This window comes from Alcaligenes endophyticus (assembly GCF_026344035.1).
GTDB lineage: Bacteria > Pseudomonadota > Gammaproteobacteria > Burkholderiales > Burkholderiaceae_B > Alcaligenes > Alcaligenes endophyticus.
The window spans coordinates 191,107-206,415 of record NZ_JAPKND010000004.1 but is presented as its reverse complement, the minus strand read 5'-3'; the positions used below and the strand labels follow the sequence as shown (position 1 = coordinate 206,415).

11 protein-coding genes are annotated in these 15,309 nt (G+C 51.3%); 4 read left to right on the top strand and 7 right to left on the bottom strand.

What is annotated here, in order from left to right; all coding sequences use genetic code 11:
- The first annotated feature begins 85 nt into the window (after positions 1-85).
- Positions 86-1,279: an ABC transporter substrate-binding protein gene (locus OSH01_RS09335; RefSeq protein ID WP_266123822.1), complete on the top strand. Its 1,194-nt coding sequence runs from the start codon at positions 86-88 to the stop codon at positions 1,277-1,279.
- A 54-nt stretch (positions 1,280-1,333) separates the two neighbouring features.
- On the opposite strand, the gene mutS is transcribed toward OSH01_RS09335, so the two are convergent.
- Positions 1,334-3,958, bottom strand: coding sequence for a DNA mismatch repair protein MutS (gene mutS, locus OSH01_RS09330; RefSeq protein ID WP_407652922.1), 2,625 nt, complete (start codon positions 3,956-3,958; stop codon positions 1,334-1,336).
- 311 nt (positions 3,959-4,269) lie between these two features.
- Here mutS and trhA point away from each other — a divergent pair, with 311 nt between their 5' ends.
- The gene (gene trhA / locus OSH01_RS09325) at positions 4,270-4,884 is read left to right on the top strand and encodes a PAQR family membrane homeostasis protein TrhA (protein WP_266123821.1); all 615 of its coding nucleotides are present in this window, start codon (positions 4,270-4,272) and stop codon (positions 4,882-4,884) included.
- Positions 4,885-4,987: 103 nt separating this feature from the next.
- Here trhA and OSH01_RS09320 read toward each other — a convergent pair whose 3' ends face one another.
- The 4 genes from OSH01_RS09320 to OSH01_RS09305 form a co-directional block, all read right to left on the bottom strand.
- A complete protein-coding gene (locus OSH01_RS09320; RefSeq protein ID WP_266123820.1) occupies positions 4,988-5,962 on the bottom strand; it encodes a Bug family tripartite tricarboxylate transporter substrate binding protein in 975 nt (324 codons plus the stop codon).
- 29 nt (positions 5,963-5,991) lie between these two features.
- Positions 5,992-7,164: a tricarballylate utilization 4Fe-4S protein TcuB gene (gene tcuB, locus OSH01_RS09315; RefSeq protein ID WP_266123819.1), complete on the bottom strand. Its 1,173-nt coding sequence runs from the start codon at positions 7,162-7,164 to the stop codon at positions 5,992-5,994.
- A gap of 9 nt (positions 7,165-7,173) precedes the next feature.
- Positions 7,174-8,580 carry an FAD-dependent tricarballylate dehydrogenase TcuA gene (gene tcuA, locus OSH01_RS09310; protein ID WP_266123818.1) on the bottom strand — a complete coding sequence of 469 codons (1,407 nt, stop codon included), beginning with the start codon at positions 8,578-8,580 and terminating at the stop codon, positions 7,174-7,176.
- 93 nt (positions 8,581-8,673) lie between these two features.
- A complete protein-coding gene (locus tag OSH01_RS09305; protein WP_266123817.1) occupies positions 8,674-9,609 on the bottom strand; it encodes a LysR family transcriptional regulator in 936 nt (311 codons plus the stop codon).
- 183 nt (positions 9,610-9,792) lie between these two features.
- Here OSH01_RS09305 and OSH01_RS09300 point away from each other — a divergent pair, with 183 nt between their 5' ends.
- Complete coding sequence (locus OSH01_RS09300; protein WP_266123816.1) at positions 9,793-11,163, top strand: MFS transporter; 1,371 nt, start codon at positions 9,793-9,795, stop codon at positions 11,161-11,163.
- A 58-nt stretch (positions 11,164-11,221) separates the two neighbouring features.
- Positions 11,222-12,139, top strand: a complete 918-nt coding sequence (locus tag OSH01_RS09295) for a pyridoxal-phosphate dependent enzyme (protein WP_266123815.1) — start codon at positions 11,222-11,224, stop codon at positions 12,137-12,139.
- A gap of 19 nt (positions 12,140-12,158) precedes the next feature.
- Here the strand turns inward: OSH01_RS09295 and gorA are convergent, their stop codons facing one another.
- Together gorA and OSH01_RS09285 are read right to left on the bottom strand one after the other, a co-directional pair.
- Positions 12,159-13,508 (bottom strand): glutathione-disulfide reductase, encoded by a 1,350-nt coding sequence (gene gorA / locus OSH01_RS09290; protein WP_266123814.1) that lies wholly within the window; start codon positions 13,506-13,508, stop codon positions 12,159-12,161.
- 206 nt (positions 13,509-13,714) lie between these two features.
- Entirely contained in the window at positions 13,715-15,301 is a 1,587-nt protein-coding gene (locus tag OSH01_RS09285; RefSeq protein ID WP_376918074.1) for a gamma-glutamyltransferase family protein, read from the bottom strand.
- Between the last annotated feature and the right edge of the window lie 8 nt (positions 15,302-15,309).

Sequence of the window (15,309 nt, the reverse complement as noted above, 5' to 3'; positions counted from 1 at the left end):
AAAACCTCTGACAGAGGGAGTGGTTCTCGAATAATATGCTCATATGGAGTATATTGGTTAACATTACTTTTTTGGGGCCATCCCTATGTTGAGTGTCCAACGATTGTATGTCAGTTTTTCCCTATCTGCTGTGCTGCTAGGTGGCGGGGTTGCTTTAGCTGAACCGGTAAAGCCTATTAAAATTGGGGAGCTAAATAGTTATAAAGCGCAGGCGGCTTTTCTGGAGCCATATCGTAAAGCGATGGAACTGGCTGTAGAGCAAATTAATGCTGGCGGAGGAGTGTTGGGCAGGCCTTTGCAATTAGTGATTCGCGATGATAATGGTAATCCCAGTGATGCGGTATTGGTGGCAGAGGATCTATGGGCGCGCGAGCAGGTAGATGTTCTAACAGGCACGTTTTTGTCCCATATAGGTTTGGCTGTTGCTGATTTAGCCGCGCATAAAAAACGTTTCTTCTTGGCCAGTGAGCCATTAACTAATAAGTTGGTATGGGACGATGCGAATCCCTATACTTTTAGGCTGCGTACGTCCACGTATATGCAAGTGGCCATGCTAATTCCGGAAGCGGTGAAGTTAAATAAAAAACGTTGGGCGATTGTGTATCCGAATTATGAGTATGGACAATCTGCCGTCAACACCTTTAAAAGTATGTTGCAGCAAGCACAACCTGATGTTGAGTTTGTCGTGGAACAAGCCACGCCCTTAGGCAAGATCGATGCAGGAAGTGTGGTCAATGCCCTAGCCGAGGCTAAGCCAGAGGCGATGTTTAATGTACTATTCGCCACTGACTTATTGCGTTTTGTGAGGGCGGGAAATCAGCGCCGTTTCTTTGACGGTTTGCCGGTAGTCAGTATGTTAACCGGTGAGCCTGAGTACCTAGACCCTTTACGCAAAGAGGCTCCGCAGGACTGGGTGGTGACGGGGTACCCCTGGTATGCGATTGATACACCAGAGCATCAGGCCTTTTTGCAGGCCTATCAAGATAAGTATAAGGATCATCCCCGATTAGGCTCTATTATTGGGTACGCCACTATACAGTCCCTAGCCGCAGGAATTACTAAGGCAGGCAGTACAGAGGATGCGGCGTTGATAGAGGCTTTTAAAGGCTTAGAACTGAGTACCCCATTTGGTCCAATACAGTACCGCGAGAGTGACCACCAGTCGACAATGGGCGCCTATCTTGGTCGTTTGCAAGATGGGAAAATGGTCGATATTCGTTATATCGATGGTGCTAGCGTGCAGCCTAGTGATGAGCAAGTGCTGCAGTGGCGTAAATAGTACACGGGTGGTATGTCTAGGCTTGGCTAGGGCGGGCCCTAGCCATTATGTGGCTTACGAATGTTGTGCTTTACGCCATTGGTAGAGCAGATCCAGTGCGGCACGTGGACTGAGCTCATCAATGTCTAGCTGCTCCAGACGTTGGTATAGCTCTAGTGCCGCTTCCTCGCGGGCGTTTAGCTCTGGGGCAAGCTCTGGTGCACTACCGGCATTAAATAAGTCTAGTTGTGAGCTAGGATCGTTTTGCGCTTCTAGGCGAGCTAGTTCTCGACTGGCTTGACGAATTACCGCCGCGGGAATACCTGCGCGTTGGGCCACCTGAATACCATAACTGCGACTGGCAGGACCCTCTTGAACTTCGTGCAGGAACACGATGCCACTGGGGGATTCTGCTGCGGCTAAATGTACGTTGACCGCAGTGGCTTGTTCATTGGGCAGGCGGGTAATTTCAAAATAGTGGGTGGCAAATAGACTTAAGGATTGATTATGCGTGAGTAAGCGCTGAGCGATAGACCACGCCAGAGCGAGCCCGTCGTAGGTTGATGTACCGCGCCCAATTTCGTCCATGAGCACTAAGCTGTACTCTGTAGCCGCCGCCAAAATAGCCGCGGCTTCTGTCATCTCCATCATGAAGGTGGAGCGTCCCCCTGCTAAATCGTCCGCTGCCCCGATGCGGGTAAAAATACGGTCAATTTGTCCTATGCGAGCATGGCGCGCCGGCACGTAACTACCTATGCGTGCTAACAAAGCAATGAGTGCAATTTGACGCATATAGGTTGATTTACCACCCATGTTAGGGCCCGTAATTAACAACATGCGGCGTTCAGTATGGAGCTCGCAGTGGTTAGGGGTAAATCGTTCTATGCTGCGTTCCACCACGGGGTGGCGGCCTGCTTGTATCCAGATGCCTGTGCCCTCTAGGAGTTCCGGTGCTACCCAGTTATGGTCTAACGCATGATGTGCCAAACTGGCTAAGGCATCTAGCTCGGCCAGCGCACTGGCGCATATTGATAAACCAGCAGCAAAGGCTTGCAGTTGGGCTAATAGATCTTCGAATAGGAGTTTTTCACGGCTTAGGCTACGGTCGCGGGCAGAAAGAACTTTGTCTTCCCATTCTTTAAGCTCAGGGGTGATAAAGCGCTCGGCATTTTTGAGCGTTTGGCGTCGACGATAGTCATCCGGTACTTTATCGGCTTGTCCACGGCTGACCTCGATAAAAAACCCATGCACCCGATTATATTCCACGCGTAGTGTGGCGATGCCAGTGCGTTCGCGCTCACGCGCTTCTATGCGTAATAAGAAGTCGCCGCTGTCGTTAGCCAAGCTGCGCAGCTCGTCTAACTCTGCATCATAGCCATCGGCAATCACCCCTCCGTCTCGAATCATAAGTGAGGGCTCAGCGGTGATAGCCGCACCTAGTAGCAGCTCTAGATCGGGGCTGAGTGCCAAGCGCTGTTTATAGTCATCTAAGATCTGTGCTGACTCAAAGTACTGATTTAACAACGCTTGTAAGCTGGGTAATGCGGCTAGAGCATCACGTAGACTGGCTAACTCGCGGGGGCGAACGCTAGCCAAAGAAATGCGTGTTGCCATACGCTCTAGGTCAGGGTAGCGATTTAAGGCTTGGCGTAGCTGTTCTAGTACGGGGGTTGCGTTTAAGGCACCCGTTTGTTGGGCTTGGATTAGGGCGGTAATCGTGTCTTGGCGTTGTTGCACCGTGCCGTTATGGCGTAAAGGGTGGTGTAACCAACGACGTAGTAGGCGACTGCCCATGGGGGTTTGGCAGTGGTCTAGGATGGAGTATAGGCATGGGCTAGTTTCACCGCTAATAGTTTCCGTAATTTCTAAGTTTTTACGGGTGACCGCATCCAGTATGACAAAGTCAGAACCGTGCTCGACCCGTAATGCAGTGATGTGCTTTAGCGCTTGTGCTTGGGTAGTACCTACATAGCGCAATAGGGCGCCTGCCGCTTGCACCGCAACGGGAAGATGCTCTAAGCCAAAACTGCTTAGGCTGTCTACGTTGAAGTGTTCAAGTAAGGTTTGCTGTGCGCCGTCGGCCGCAAAATGCCAATCTGGTAGGGTGTGACTGCTGGTGTGTCCAATCTCTGGTGCGGGTCGATAGCTTTCGGGGTACAACAATTCTGCCGGTGCAATACGATGTAGCTCATTGTCTAACATTTCTAGCGTGCACTCACAGACTAGAAATTCGCCACTGGCTAGGTTCATCCAAGCAATACCTGCTTTTTCTTGACGCTGTTGCCGAGCCGTAACAAAAGCGGCAATCATGCGGTCTGCTTTAGGTGGCAAGAGAGCATCGTCAGTTAAGGTGCCCGGAGTGACAATACGTACGATTTTTCGCTCCACAGGGCCTTTGCTGGTAGCGGGGTCACCGACTTGTTCGCAGATAGCGATGGACTCGCCCAAGGCCACTAAGCGCGATAAATATCCCTCCATAGCATGGAAGGGGACACCTGCCATAGGGATAGGTTCGCCGTTTGAGGTACCACGCTTAGTAAGGTTTAAATTTAATAGTCGGGCTCCTCGCTCTGCATCCTCATAAAACATCTCATAGAAATCGCCCATACGATAAAACAGCAAATGCGAGCCCGCTTCGGCTTTTAAGCGCAAGTATTGCTGCATCATGGGGGTGTGCGAGGATAGGTCTGTTTTATTCATTCAATTAACTGCTTATAGAACTCTTGTGGTCGTACTGGGGGGTATTGGTGAAATTTCGGGCAGTGCCTGCCCCTTACGTTGTTCTTACCAGAGAGCAACTTGATAGGTAATCCATAATATTGTACGCATATAGAGCATACTCAAGGCAGCCAAGTGGATATGCCCCAGTTGTGTGGGGTAGTAACTTTTTAGCAGAGCCTGATTTTTCCCATCTATTCTATCCGAGGGCTTTCGCTTCTACTTGGTGATCGCTTGTCATCAAAGCTTCCCACTAGCGTGATCTACTATTGTTTTAATAAAAGGGAACGCCTATGTATGAGGGTGAGCGTTTTAATAGCTTCAGCCACCTGTTTGGGTTAATCCTGGCTGTGCTGGGTACGGCATGGCTGTTGGGTGAAGTGATCAACACAGGAAATGATGCCTGCGTAGTGGGTGCGGCTATTTTCGGTTTGACCCTAGTGTTGCTGTATTTGGCGTCCACGCTCTATCACAGTAGCCTAGGACCCATTAAAACACGATGGCAACGGCTTGATCACTGCTCAATCTATTTGTTGATCGCTGGTACGGCCACCCCGTTTATCGTCAGCTCCAGAATGGATTGGATGTCTTGGGTATCAATATCAGGTCTGTGGACGCTTGCGGCACTTGGGGTAGGGCTGGAGCTTCGTTCCAAGAAGGGAGCCGTGCCATCGGTATGGCTATATATAGGTCTTGGTTGGCTGGCTGTTTTTTCGGTGTTTCTAGAGTGGGAGGTACTTGGCAACAGGTCCTTTGTACTCTTGCTCTCGGGGGCGGTTCTGTATACCGTCGGGACCTTGTTTTACCGAGTTTCAAGCAGAGTCAAGCACGCCCACGGTGTTTGGCATCTTTTTGTCCTCATGGGCACTACCTCCCACTTCTTTTCCGTCGCCGCGCACATTTTGTAGTATCGGTGCTTTGATTATTAGGTGCGTGGGTTTAGTGGTGACTTGACGCCTCGCTACTTAGCGCTGAAGTGTTGCTGGGTAACGAGGCAAAAACCAGCAGTGATTACGGCTTTTTCAAATTACGCTCTTTGATGATCTTTCCCCATTTCTCATACTCTTGGCGGGTGTAGTCAATGAACTCTTGGCGGGTGGTGGGTTGTGGCGTCATGCCGAATTCGGTAAGTTTGTTGATGATTTCTGGATCGTTCAGTACTTTGACGATTTCTTCGTTCCAGCTTTCTAGTATAGGTTCGGGAGTCTTGCCAGGAGCCGCGAAGGAATACCAGTTGAGCGCCTCAAACCCTGGGTAGCCCGATTCTGCCACGGTAGGGATGTTGGGAAGGTAAGCAGGTCGTTCTAACCCTGTGGTGGCTAATGGAATTAACATGCCTTCGGCCACATAGGGCATTGCTGTGGGAGGCGCAGCGAAATAAGACATAACGCGCTCACCCAATAAGTCTTGCATGGCCTGCGCGCCCCCTTTATAGGGCACGTGTACCATTTCCACCGAGGCTTCCATATTTAGAAGTTCGCCTGCCATATGTGAGGCGGCGCCAAAGCCTGATGAGGCATATTCAATCTCGCCTGCATTGGAGCGCGCTTGATCAAGAAAGTCTTTTAAGGTGTTAATACCCGCACCTTTGTGTACGACCAGCACATTGGGGAAGTTCACGCCTCCAGAAATAGCTTGTATGTCTTTGAATGGGTCGTAGCTGACATCAATCAGATGCGGGGAGATGGTGAGGGGACCTACCGAACCTAACAAGAGCATGCTGCCATCGCTAGGGCCTTGCGCTACATACTGGTGAGCGATGTTTCCACCTGCACCGGGCTTGTTAATAATGACGACACTTTGGCCTATGTTTTGACTGAGCTTTTGGGCAATCAGGCGGGCTGAGGCGTCGGCGGCTCCACCGGCCACAAAACCCACTACCAACGAAATTTGCTTGTTCGGTAGGACAGAATTTGCATGGACAGCAGCGGTGAGGGTGGAACCCGCTACGAGTGCCGTACAGGCTAGTAATTGTTTAAGTTGCATTATTGTGCTCCTCTAATGGTAAGAGTGAATCAGTCTTTGCTTGTTGTCGCTTTGTCAGACTGTCGTTTTTCTACGGCGTAGCGAAGTAACGCTGCACTACGAAAGAAGCCATGGGCAAATTTCCCATAAGGCATGGTTAGAAATAGGGCCATGACAGCGCCTAGGTGTAAGCACAGCAAAGTAGCCATGGCAGGCGTGTCACGAGCTAGCCAAACCGCTAAGCCACTGCTGGCAATGAGAAATAACAGGGCGATAAAGCCCAGATCCATGGGTTTTTGTGCGCTATCGCCGTGCAGGGGATGACGCCGCACGTTCAAACGCCATAGTCCTGCGGTGCCTAGACACAGAGCCAGCCCGCCTATGGCACCAAGTAACTTGGGCAGGCTGGGGAAGTTGTAGGGGGCAGGGAGATCCCACACGTAGTGGTAGAGGGTGCCCAATGCTGTCGCGGCAAAGCACAGCATAAAACCATAGAAGGTAAGGTGATGAAACCGCCGGCGCGATAAAGTGAAACGATCGTCTTCGTTATTGCAACCTTGGCCATGTCCACCGTCTAAGTATTTCAGTTGCAACACCGCATGGGTAGCTTCTATGGCTGATGATGAATCTGCCGCCACTCCTCCGGTAGCAGGACGTATATCTTGTAAAAAATGACGTACGCTCATGCCTAAAGCAAGGATGGCATAGAGGAAAATAGGCGCAAATAAACTGACAAGTAGATTGTGAGGAAAGACATCATAGAAATTTCCGATTTCGCTGGCCCTCCAGAGTGGGCCTTGTAGAGCAACGGCTAACAGTAGGAAAAAAGCTAAACTTGCTGCAAGGGATAAGGAAACCCACAAGCCATTTTTTTTATACAGTCTGCCTAGTGCGGCAGGCCAAGCGTAGTCTTGATAGGTTTGCCCTCGTACCTGGGCCATGCTTTGGGGCACATTGATTGCGAACTCATGCGGTTCAGCGTATTGACAGGCATGTAAGCATGCGCCGCAGTTGTGGCATAAGTTGGCCAAGTAGTGAATGTCAGCCTTCTCAAAGCTTAGACGCTCCGTCATGGCTGGAAACATGGCACAAAACCCTTCGCAATAACGGCAGGCATTACAGATTTGTAGCTGCCGTTGGGCTTCGCTTTCTGTCGCGTTTAAGGGTAAGACACCTGCACCCAGCTCGAGGGCTTCTTGAGTCAGATTTTCTAATTGCTGCATAAGTGATTCCTAAGCCTGTCTAGCGGGGCGATGAGTACGTGCTGCCTGCGCAGCGTTGGTGCCCGCAATACGTCCGAACGCAGTACCGATTGACATGCCTATACCCGCGGTATACCCCTTACCCAACACGTTGCCCGCCATCATTTCACCAGCCACAAATAAGTTGTCGCTGGCCTGTTTATCAAAATGAGCAGCCGCCGTTTTGTCGGTGTATAGGCCTTGGTAGGTGAATGTGACGCCTGGGCGTAGGGGGTAGCCGTAGTAGGGCGCACGATCTAAGGGTAGAGCCCAATGCGTCTTGGCAGGTGTCAAACCAACGGTGTGACAGTCGTCTAATTGGGTGTGATTAAAAGTTCCTACTTGGCAAGCATTGTTATAGGCATTGAGTGTCTCCATAAAGGTGTCCACGTCTAGGCCCAGTTTTTGTGCTAGTTCAGGTAGGGTGTTGGCTTTTTCGCCGGGAAAAACGGGTGGCATGAAGCGTCCCACCGCTTTGCTATCGATGATTGAGTACGCCGTTTGCCCTGGCTGATTGGCTAACAGACGGCCCCAAATAGCGTAACGCTTGGGCCAAAAGTCTTCGCCTTCATCGTAGAAGCGTTGTGCTTGTTGATTGACCACCACGCCCAAGGAAACGCAGTCAATACGGGTGCAAATTCCACCGTCATAAAGCGGCGCACGAGCATCAATGGCAACCATATGGGCTTGAGTGGGGTCGCCAATTTTATCTACCTTGTGCTCCTCGAACAGATGCTTTAGTAGTACCCCTTGGTTAAAGCGAGTGCCTCGGATCAGAAAGTTATCGGCAGGCCATTCCCCACGTTCATTTTGGCCCCAAGCCTCGCGTAGCCATTCGCGATTGGACTCAAATCCGCCAGCGGCTAAAACACAGGTTCGAGCCTCGATGCGTTCTCCTTTAACGAACGCGGCGAGAAAATGCCCTTGCTGTATTTCTAGGCGATCGACCGGGGCGTTATAGCGAATCTGTACACCTAAGCTTTCTGCACTACGGTAATAGGCGTTGATTAAGGCCTTGCCGCCACCCATAAAAAAAGCGTTGGTGCGTGCCACGTGTAGTGCCCCAGAGAGCGGAGCTTGAAAATGAACGCCATGTTTGCGCATCCAGTCTCTGCAGTGAGACGAGGCACGTATGACCAAACGAGCTAACTCTTCGTTAGTTTGGCCACCGGTGACGGCCAACAGATCACGCCAGTATTCCTCTTCCGGGTAGGCATCCACCAACACGTCTTGTGGGGCATCGTGCATACAACGTAAATTTCGGGTGTGCTGCGAGTTACCTCCTCGCCATTCGCGCGGTGCCGCCTCAAGTAATAACACACTGGCCCCCGCTTCACGTGCGCTCAGGGCAGCACATAACGCCGCATTGCCTCCACCAATCACGAGTACATCAAGCATGTGGGAATCCATTTAAGTTTTGATACTTAAAGGACTGTAGTGTGATTTCTGTTCAGCCGCTACGAGGTGTTAGGGTATAGGTGTTTAGTAAAACTAAAGGCCTTGCGCGGACGTGAGTGTAGCACCAGGCCAATTTCCTTGAGTGACGAGTTTGCGCATGGTCTCCACTAACACGACTCTAGCGGCCAAACCGGCCGGTGAGAGTTGATCGTCAGACAAGCTGGCGACTAAATTACGGCGCACCATATGGGGGTGGTGTAAGGGCACACGGAGTAAGTGTTGGTGATTCGCGCGCACGATGGCTGAGCCGGGTTGTATGGTGGCGGCAATGCCGGCAAGTACGATATCCATCAGCATGGAGAGACCATCAATTTCAGCTTTAAGGTTGGGCTCATAACCGTAATGAAAAAAAGCCGCATCCACGATGGCGCGTAAGCCGTGTGAGGCGCTGGGAAGCACTAAGGGCAGTTCGATGATGTCGTGTAAATGTAGACCCTTGTCGGTGCACAGAGGGAAATGATCGGCATGGGCAATCACGAATAATTGTTCTGATAAAAGGGGTGTCAGAGTCCAGTTTTGCCGAGTGCTAGCATGAAACAGGACAGCCAGATCGAGTTGGCGCCGATCTAGCATCTGAGCAAGATTGCCTGACAGGCTTTCTACCAAATGCAGGCGTACATCCGGATAGCGTTGTTGCATGGCCATGAGTAAAGGTACGCTCAAGACTGAAGAAGTGGTGGGGGACATGCCTATAGATACATGCCCCGCTAAGCGAGCCGCTTGAGCGGCTTGAGCAGCATTGGCGGCATGACGCAGCACTAATTCAGCCTCTTGGCGTAATGCCAGTCCAGCTGCTGTAGGTATGACTCCGGTAGAGGTACGTTGCAACAAACGGGTAGAGAGTTCGCTTTCTAAGCGACTGATTTGCTGGCTCAGTGCCGAGGTACCTATGCCCAGTTCGCGCGCTGCATTACCCATGCTGCCCAGCTCAACAATACGGACAAAATAATGTAATTGACGCAGTTCCATGGCACCGATGTTCGAATAAAAAACTTAGCGATAAGTTGAGTGAAAATGTGGCTTTCATTAAGTGTAGAGCCTTTGCAGGCTCAGTACACCCGCTTTTAGTTGGCCTTACGTCACCACACATTGTGTGCTGTATCAGCTTTCCATGTATGCTGGCTTCATATATTAATTTTACTATTTTGCTTCATGTCACAAACCACACGGCTTGCCGATGGCCTTGCAACGCCTAGGCGTTATTGGGCGGCATTGACACTTTTGTTGTCCTTGACCATTACAGTTTTAGATTCGGCCATGATTAACGTGGCCTTACCCACCATTGCCAAGTCGTTGGAAATCGATCCAGCGGCCATTGTGTGGGTAGTGATCGCGTATAACTTGATCGTGGTGGTGTCGCTCTTACCGATGTCAGCATTAGCAGAGCGGATTGGATTCAGACCTTTATTTGTTTTGGGGCTGAGCATCTTTGGCCTTGCCTCGATCCTCTCGGCTATGGCTGAATCGCTTGCGGGATTGATCTTGGCCCGAGTGTTGCAAGGCTTAGGGTCTGCCATGTTGATGTGCCTGTTTGGGGGACTGACCCGTGGTATTTATCCGCTGCATAAACTGGGCAAGGGCATTAGCCTAAATGCGATGACGGTTGGCTTTATGTTGGTGCTAGGGCCTACGTTGGGTGCCCTGTTGCTAGAGTGGGTATCTTGGCGATGGATATTCTTTGCCAATATTCCTTTATGTTTACTAGGCTATTGTGGGGCGCGATTTTTACCTGAGCCACCCCGTCAGAGTGGACGCTTCGACTGGCTGGCGTGCCTACTCAGCGTTCCTGTTTTTGGTCTGAGTATTATCGGTTTAGATGCCTTGGTAAAGCAGCCGCTGATCGCAGTGCTATGTTTTCTTTTAGCGGGTATAGCGGCTTGGACTTTGGTGCGGCGTTCACGGGATCAGTTAGCGCCTATTGTGCCGGTAGACCTGTTACGCATCACACCTATTGCTTATGCCGTAGGCGCGTCAGCCTTCTCGTTTGCGGCGCAAGCGTCTGCTTTTGTGGTGTTGCCCTTTTACTTTCAGCAAACCCACGGGTACGGCTATACGGAAGTCGGTATGCTGTTGGGGGCTTGGTCGGTGGGTATGGCTCTGATGGCACCCGTTGCGGGGGTATTGTCGGACCGCTATGCGGTAGCTTTCTTGTCTGGTTTGGGCGCTGCTGGTATTGCTTTAGGTTTGGGAGGAGTGCTTTTGGTGCCCGCTCAAACTCATTTCGCTTGGTTGGCGGCAGCTATGGGAGTAGCAGGGGTAGGGTTTGGTTTTTTTCAGACACCTAATAACCGTGCCATGCTAGCGGGTGCGCCCTTAAGTCGCAGTGGAGCAGCTGGTGGTATGCAGGCGACTACACGCGTTTTTGGGCAAAGTTTCGGCACTACGTTAGTGGGATTGTCTTTTCATTTAAGCACCACCTATGGGGCAAGTTTGGGTGTGGGGGTTGCCATCGCCTGTGCTCTAGCAGCCCTGGTGATCAATGTATTCAGGGCTCGTAGTGCTGTTAAGGATATATCGTTGTGAAACAGCATAATGGAGTATTGTTCTTTAGACTGCTTGTTTATTTTTCCCAGGACTCATCATGCCAGTTTTACATTTAACCACTCCGTTGGTGCATTCCCCGTTTTTTTCTGCGCAGGCAGGGGCTGGGAAGCAGGTGCAATTAAAGCTCGAGTCGATCCAGCCATCGGGCTCGTTTAAAATTCGTGGTATAGGGCATGCCTGCCAATTGTTTAAGGCTCAAGGTGCACAGCGTTTTATTTCGTCCTCAGGCGGCAATGCCGGTTATGCGGCGGCCACAGCTGGCGCATTATTAGGCATACCTGTAACGGTGGTCGTGCCAGAAACTACCGGAGCGCGTGCGCGGCGCTTAATTCAAGCTACCGGTGCGACGGTGATCGTGCACGGCGCCAGCTGGGTGGATGCTAATGCCTACGCACATACTTTGCTGCAAGCCAGCGATCGCTTCATTCATCCTTTTGATGATCCTTTATTGTGGGAGGGGCATGCTAGCTTGGTTGATGAGTTAGTGTCTCAAACCCGCAAACCAGATGTTATTGTCTGTTCGGTTGGGGGCGGAGGCTTGCTGTCGGGGATTGGCGCTGGTTTGTTACGCAATGGGTGGCAGGACGTGGGCATATTAGCCGTGGAAACGGCAGGAGCCGCTTCTTATGCGGCGGCCTTAGCACAGCAAGGTCCTGTGGACATTGGCGTCATTACCTCTATTGCAACTACGTTAGGCGCCAGGCAGGTGTGTCAACAGGCGTATGACCTATCACATGAGTTGACGATACGCAGTCATGTGTTGAGTGATCAAGATGCTTTACAGGCTTGCGCCAGCTTTTTAGCAGAGCATCGAATTGCGGTCGAACCCGCGTGCGGTGCTGCGTTGGCGGCTTTGCCCGCACTGCGTCAGTATTACCCTGACGCTGAACATATTGTAGTGGTTGCCTGCGGGGGCGTAGGCATAGACTGGGAGCAGATGCGCCCCTACATGTAAAGAAGGGCGCTACTTGCCTTTAACGCATGGTCACGAATTCTTCGGCGGCGCTGGGATGAATCGCCACGGTATTATCGAGGTCTTTTTTGGTAGCGCCCATTTTGAGCGCTACTGCAAACCCTTGTAATATTTCGTCCATGCCCATGCCGATACCATGTATACCCACGACCTTTTCGTCAGGGCCAACGCAGACCAGCTTCATTTTCGTCATTTGGCGGTGCTCGGTGATCGCGGTGTACATAGAGGTAAAGCTAGATTGATACACCTTAACTGCATCGCCGTATTGTTCTCGAGCTTCGGGCTCGCTCAAGCCCACTGTACCAATAGGTGGATGGCTAAACACCACGGTAGGTACATTGTCGTAATTCAAGTGCTCGTCGGGCTTGTTATTAAAAAGACGTTCGGATAAGCGACGTCCTGCAGCAATTGCTACGGGAGTCAGTTCAATACGCCCGGTAACATCACCCACAGCGTAGATCCCAGGAATATTGGTATTTTGATATTTGTCGGTTTGAATATAACCACGCTCGTCTAGAGCTACGCCAGTTGCAGCAAGATTAAGCTGCTCAAGTTTGGGGCGACGACCTACTGCCCAAATAACCTCATCTACCGTGTGTTGTTGCCCGTTTTCTAATGTTAGGGTGATGCTGCCGTCATCATTTTTATGCAGTGATTTTGGAGTAGAGTGTGGGTGCAAGTTCAAACCTTGGGCTTGCATGGCGTCTACCAAGGCAGAGCTTAATAAAGGGTCGAAGTGACGCAAAGGAGTTGCTTGGCGCACAAATAAATGAGTTTCCGAACCTAAGGCGTGTAAAACTCCGGCCAGTTCGACAGCAATGTAGCCTGCACCGATCACCGCTACGCGCTGAGGGCATTGTTGTAGGCGGAAAAAACCGTCGGAGTCTATACCTAATTGGGCTCCTGGAATATCAGGAATAGCGGGCTCGCCACCGACTGCAATCAGGATATGGTCGGCAGTGTATTGTTCGCCATTTACCTCTACGGTGTGTGCATCAATGAAACGGGCATGGCCTCGGATGACGTCCACGCTATTTTTGTTAAGGGTGTCGTCGTAGATATCGTTTAGGCGTTTGATATAGGCATCGCGGTGTGCCACTAATGTGCCCCAGTCAAACTGGTAGGAGGGAGTTTGAAAACCATACGCGGGCGCCATGTCTTGTAGGGCCTCGGCAATATGAGCGGCATACCACATTACTTTTTTAGGGACGCAACCGACGTTGACGCAGGTGCCGCCTAACCGATCGGACTCAATAAGGGCGCATTTTTTACCGTACATGGAAGCGCGGTTGCTTGATGCAATGCCGCCGCTGCCGCCACCGATGGCGAGGTAATCGTAGTGTTTGCTCATGATTGCTTCATTTTTTAACGAATAAGAAGAAGGTGGCTTAGATAGCGACCATATAGGGTCAACTCAGGCACGAGGGAAGTTAATTCATTCTACCTAGTAGCAGGAGGCTGTGCAAACCGCGCGAAACAGGGTTAAAGAGAGTAAAAAACAGATAAAAAAGTGCCCGCAAGATGCGGGCACTTCAGTAGCAACGTCAGTGATGCAGATTAGTACGCCGCAACTAAACCATCTTTACGAGGGTCTGAGCCGCCAACGTAATGCTGGCCTTGACGCAGAATTAGTTGAGCACCACCAAATGCAAATACTCCACTGCCAGGCTCTACGGTTACTTCGTGACCTCGGGCTTTTAAGGCCTCCACGAGTTCAGGAGGGAAGTTAGGCTCTACAGCAACACCCCTGCCTCCGGTTACTCGCCAACGTGGTGCATCCGCAGCGGCTTGTGGGTTTTGACCGTATAACAAGACTCTTAAGGCCATTTGAACATGCCCTTGAGATTGAAACGGGCCGCCCATTACGCCAAAAGACATCTGCGGTGTTCCATCAGCATGCATAGCAAAGGCGGGGATAATGGTGTGGGAAGGGCGTTTTCCACCCGCGACACGATTCACGTGGTCTGGACGTAAGCTGAAACCATGGCCACGGTTTTGCATACTAATGCCGGTACCAGGAACAACGACACCTGAACCAAAGCCCATATAGTTTGACTGAATAAACGATACCATCATGCCGCTTGCATCGGCCGCAGTTACGTACACAGTGCCGCTAGGCTTAGGGGTACCGTATTGAGGATCACCCGCGACAGCGCGGTTAACCAGTGCTGCTCGCTCTTCTAAGTAAGCCGGGTCCAATAGATGCTCGGGCAGGTGTTTCATGTGCTCGAGCTCAGCATGGTGCTCGTAGATATCGGCAAATGCCAGCTTCATCGCTTCTATGCACAAGTGCAAAGTGTCTGGGTGGTCGACACCTTGCTCGCCTACATTCAAATGCTCCAAAATACCTAAAGCCATTAAAGCGGCAAGACCTTGACCATTTGGTGGGATTTCATGCACTACGGATTGAGCAAATTTTTGCTCGATCGTGCCACACCAGTCGGCTTTGTGTGCCGCTAGGTCTTCTAAGGTCATGGCACCTTGATGCTTGGCAGAGAACGCGACGATTTTTTCTGCCAAATGACCGCGATAAAACGCTTCACCGCCAGTGGTGGCAATAGCTTCTAGGGTTGCGGCCTGATCAGGGTTGCGAAACCACTCGCCTGCTTTAGGAGCTTGCCCAGTGGGTAGGAAGCACTCAGCAAAGCCAGGTTGATCGCCTAAGCGCAAACGACCCAATTCCCAAAGGCGCGCAATAATCGGAGACACCGGAAAACCGTTGCGCGCGTACTCTATAGCAGGTGCAGCGACTTGCTCTAGGGATAAGCGCCCAAAACGCTCTGAGAGTGCCACCCAAGAAGCGACTGCGCCGGGAACAGTTACCGACTCCCAGCCTTTGTCAGGCATGGCCTGGTGGTCCTTAAAGCGTTCGGGGCTCCAGGCTTGGGGGGCGCGACCCGAAGAATTCAAGCCATGTAGCTCTTTGCCATCCCATAAAATAGCAAACCCATCACTGCCAATACCACAGCCAGAAGGCTCCACTACGGTCAGAGCAATCGCAGCGGCTAACGCTGCATCTACAGCATTTCCACCCGCCAACAACATGCGTAAGCCCGCTTGCGCCGCCAGAGGCTGCGAGGTGCTTACCATGTTTTGGCCTAATACGGCCGAGCGTGCGGAAGAGTAAGGTTGTGTCCAGTCCATGTGTGTAC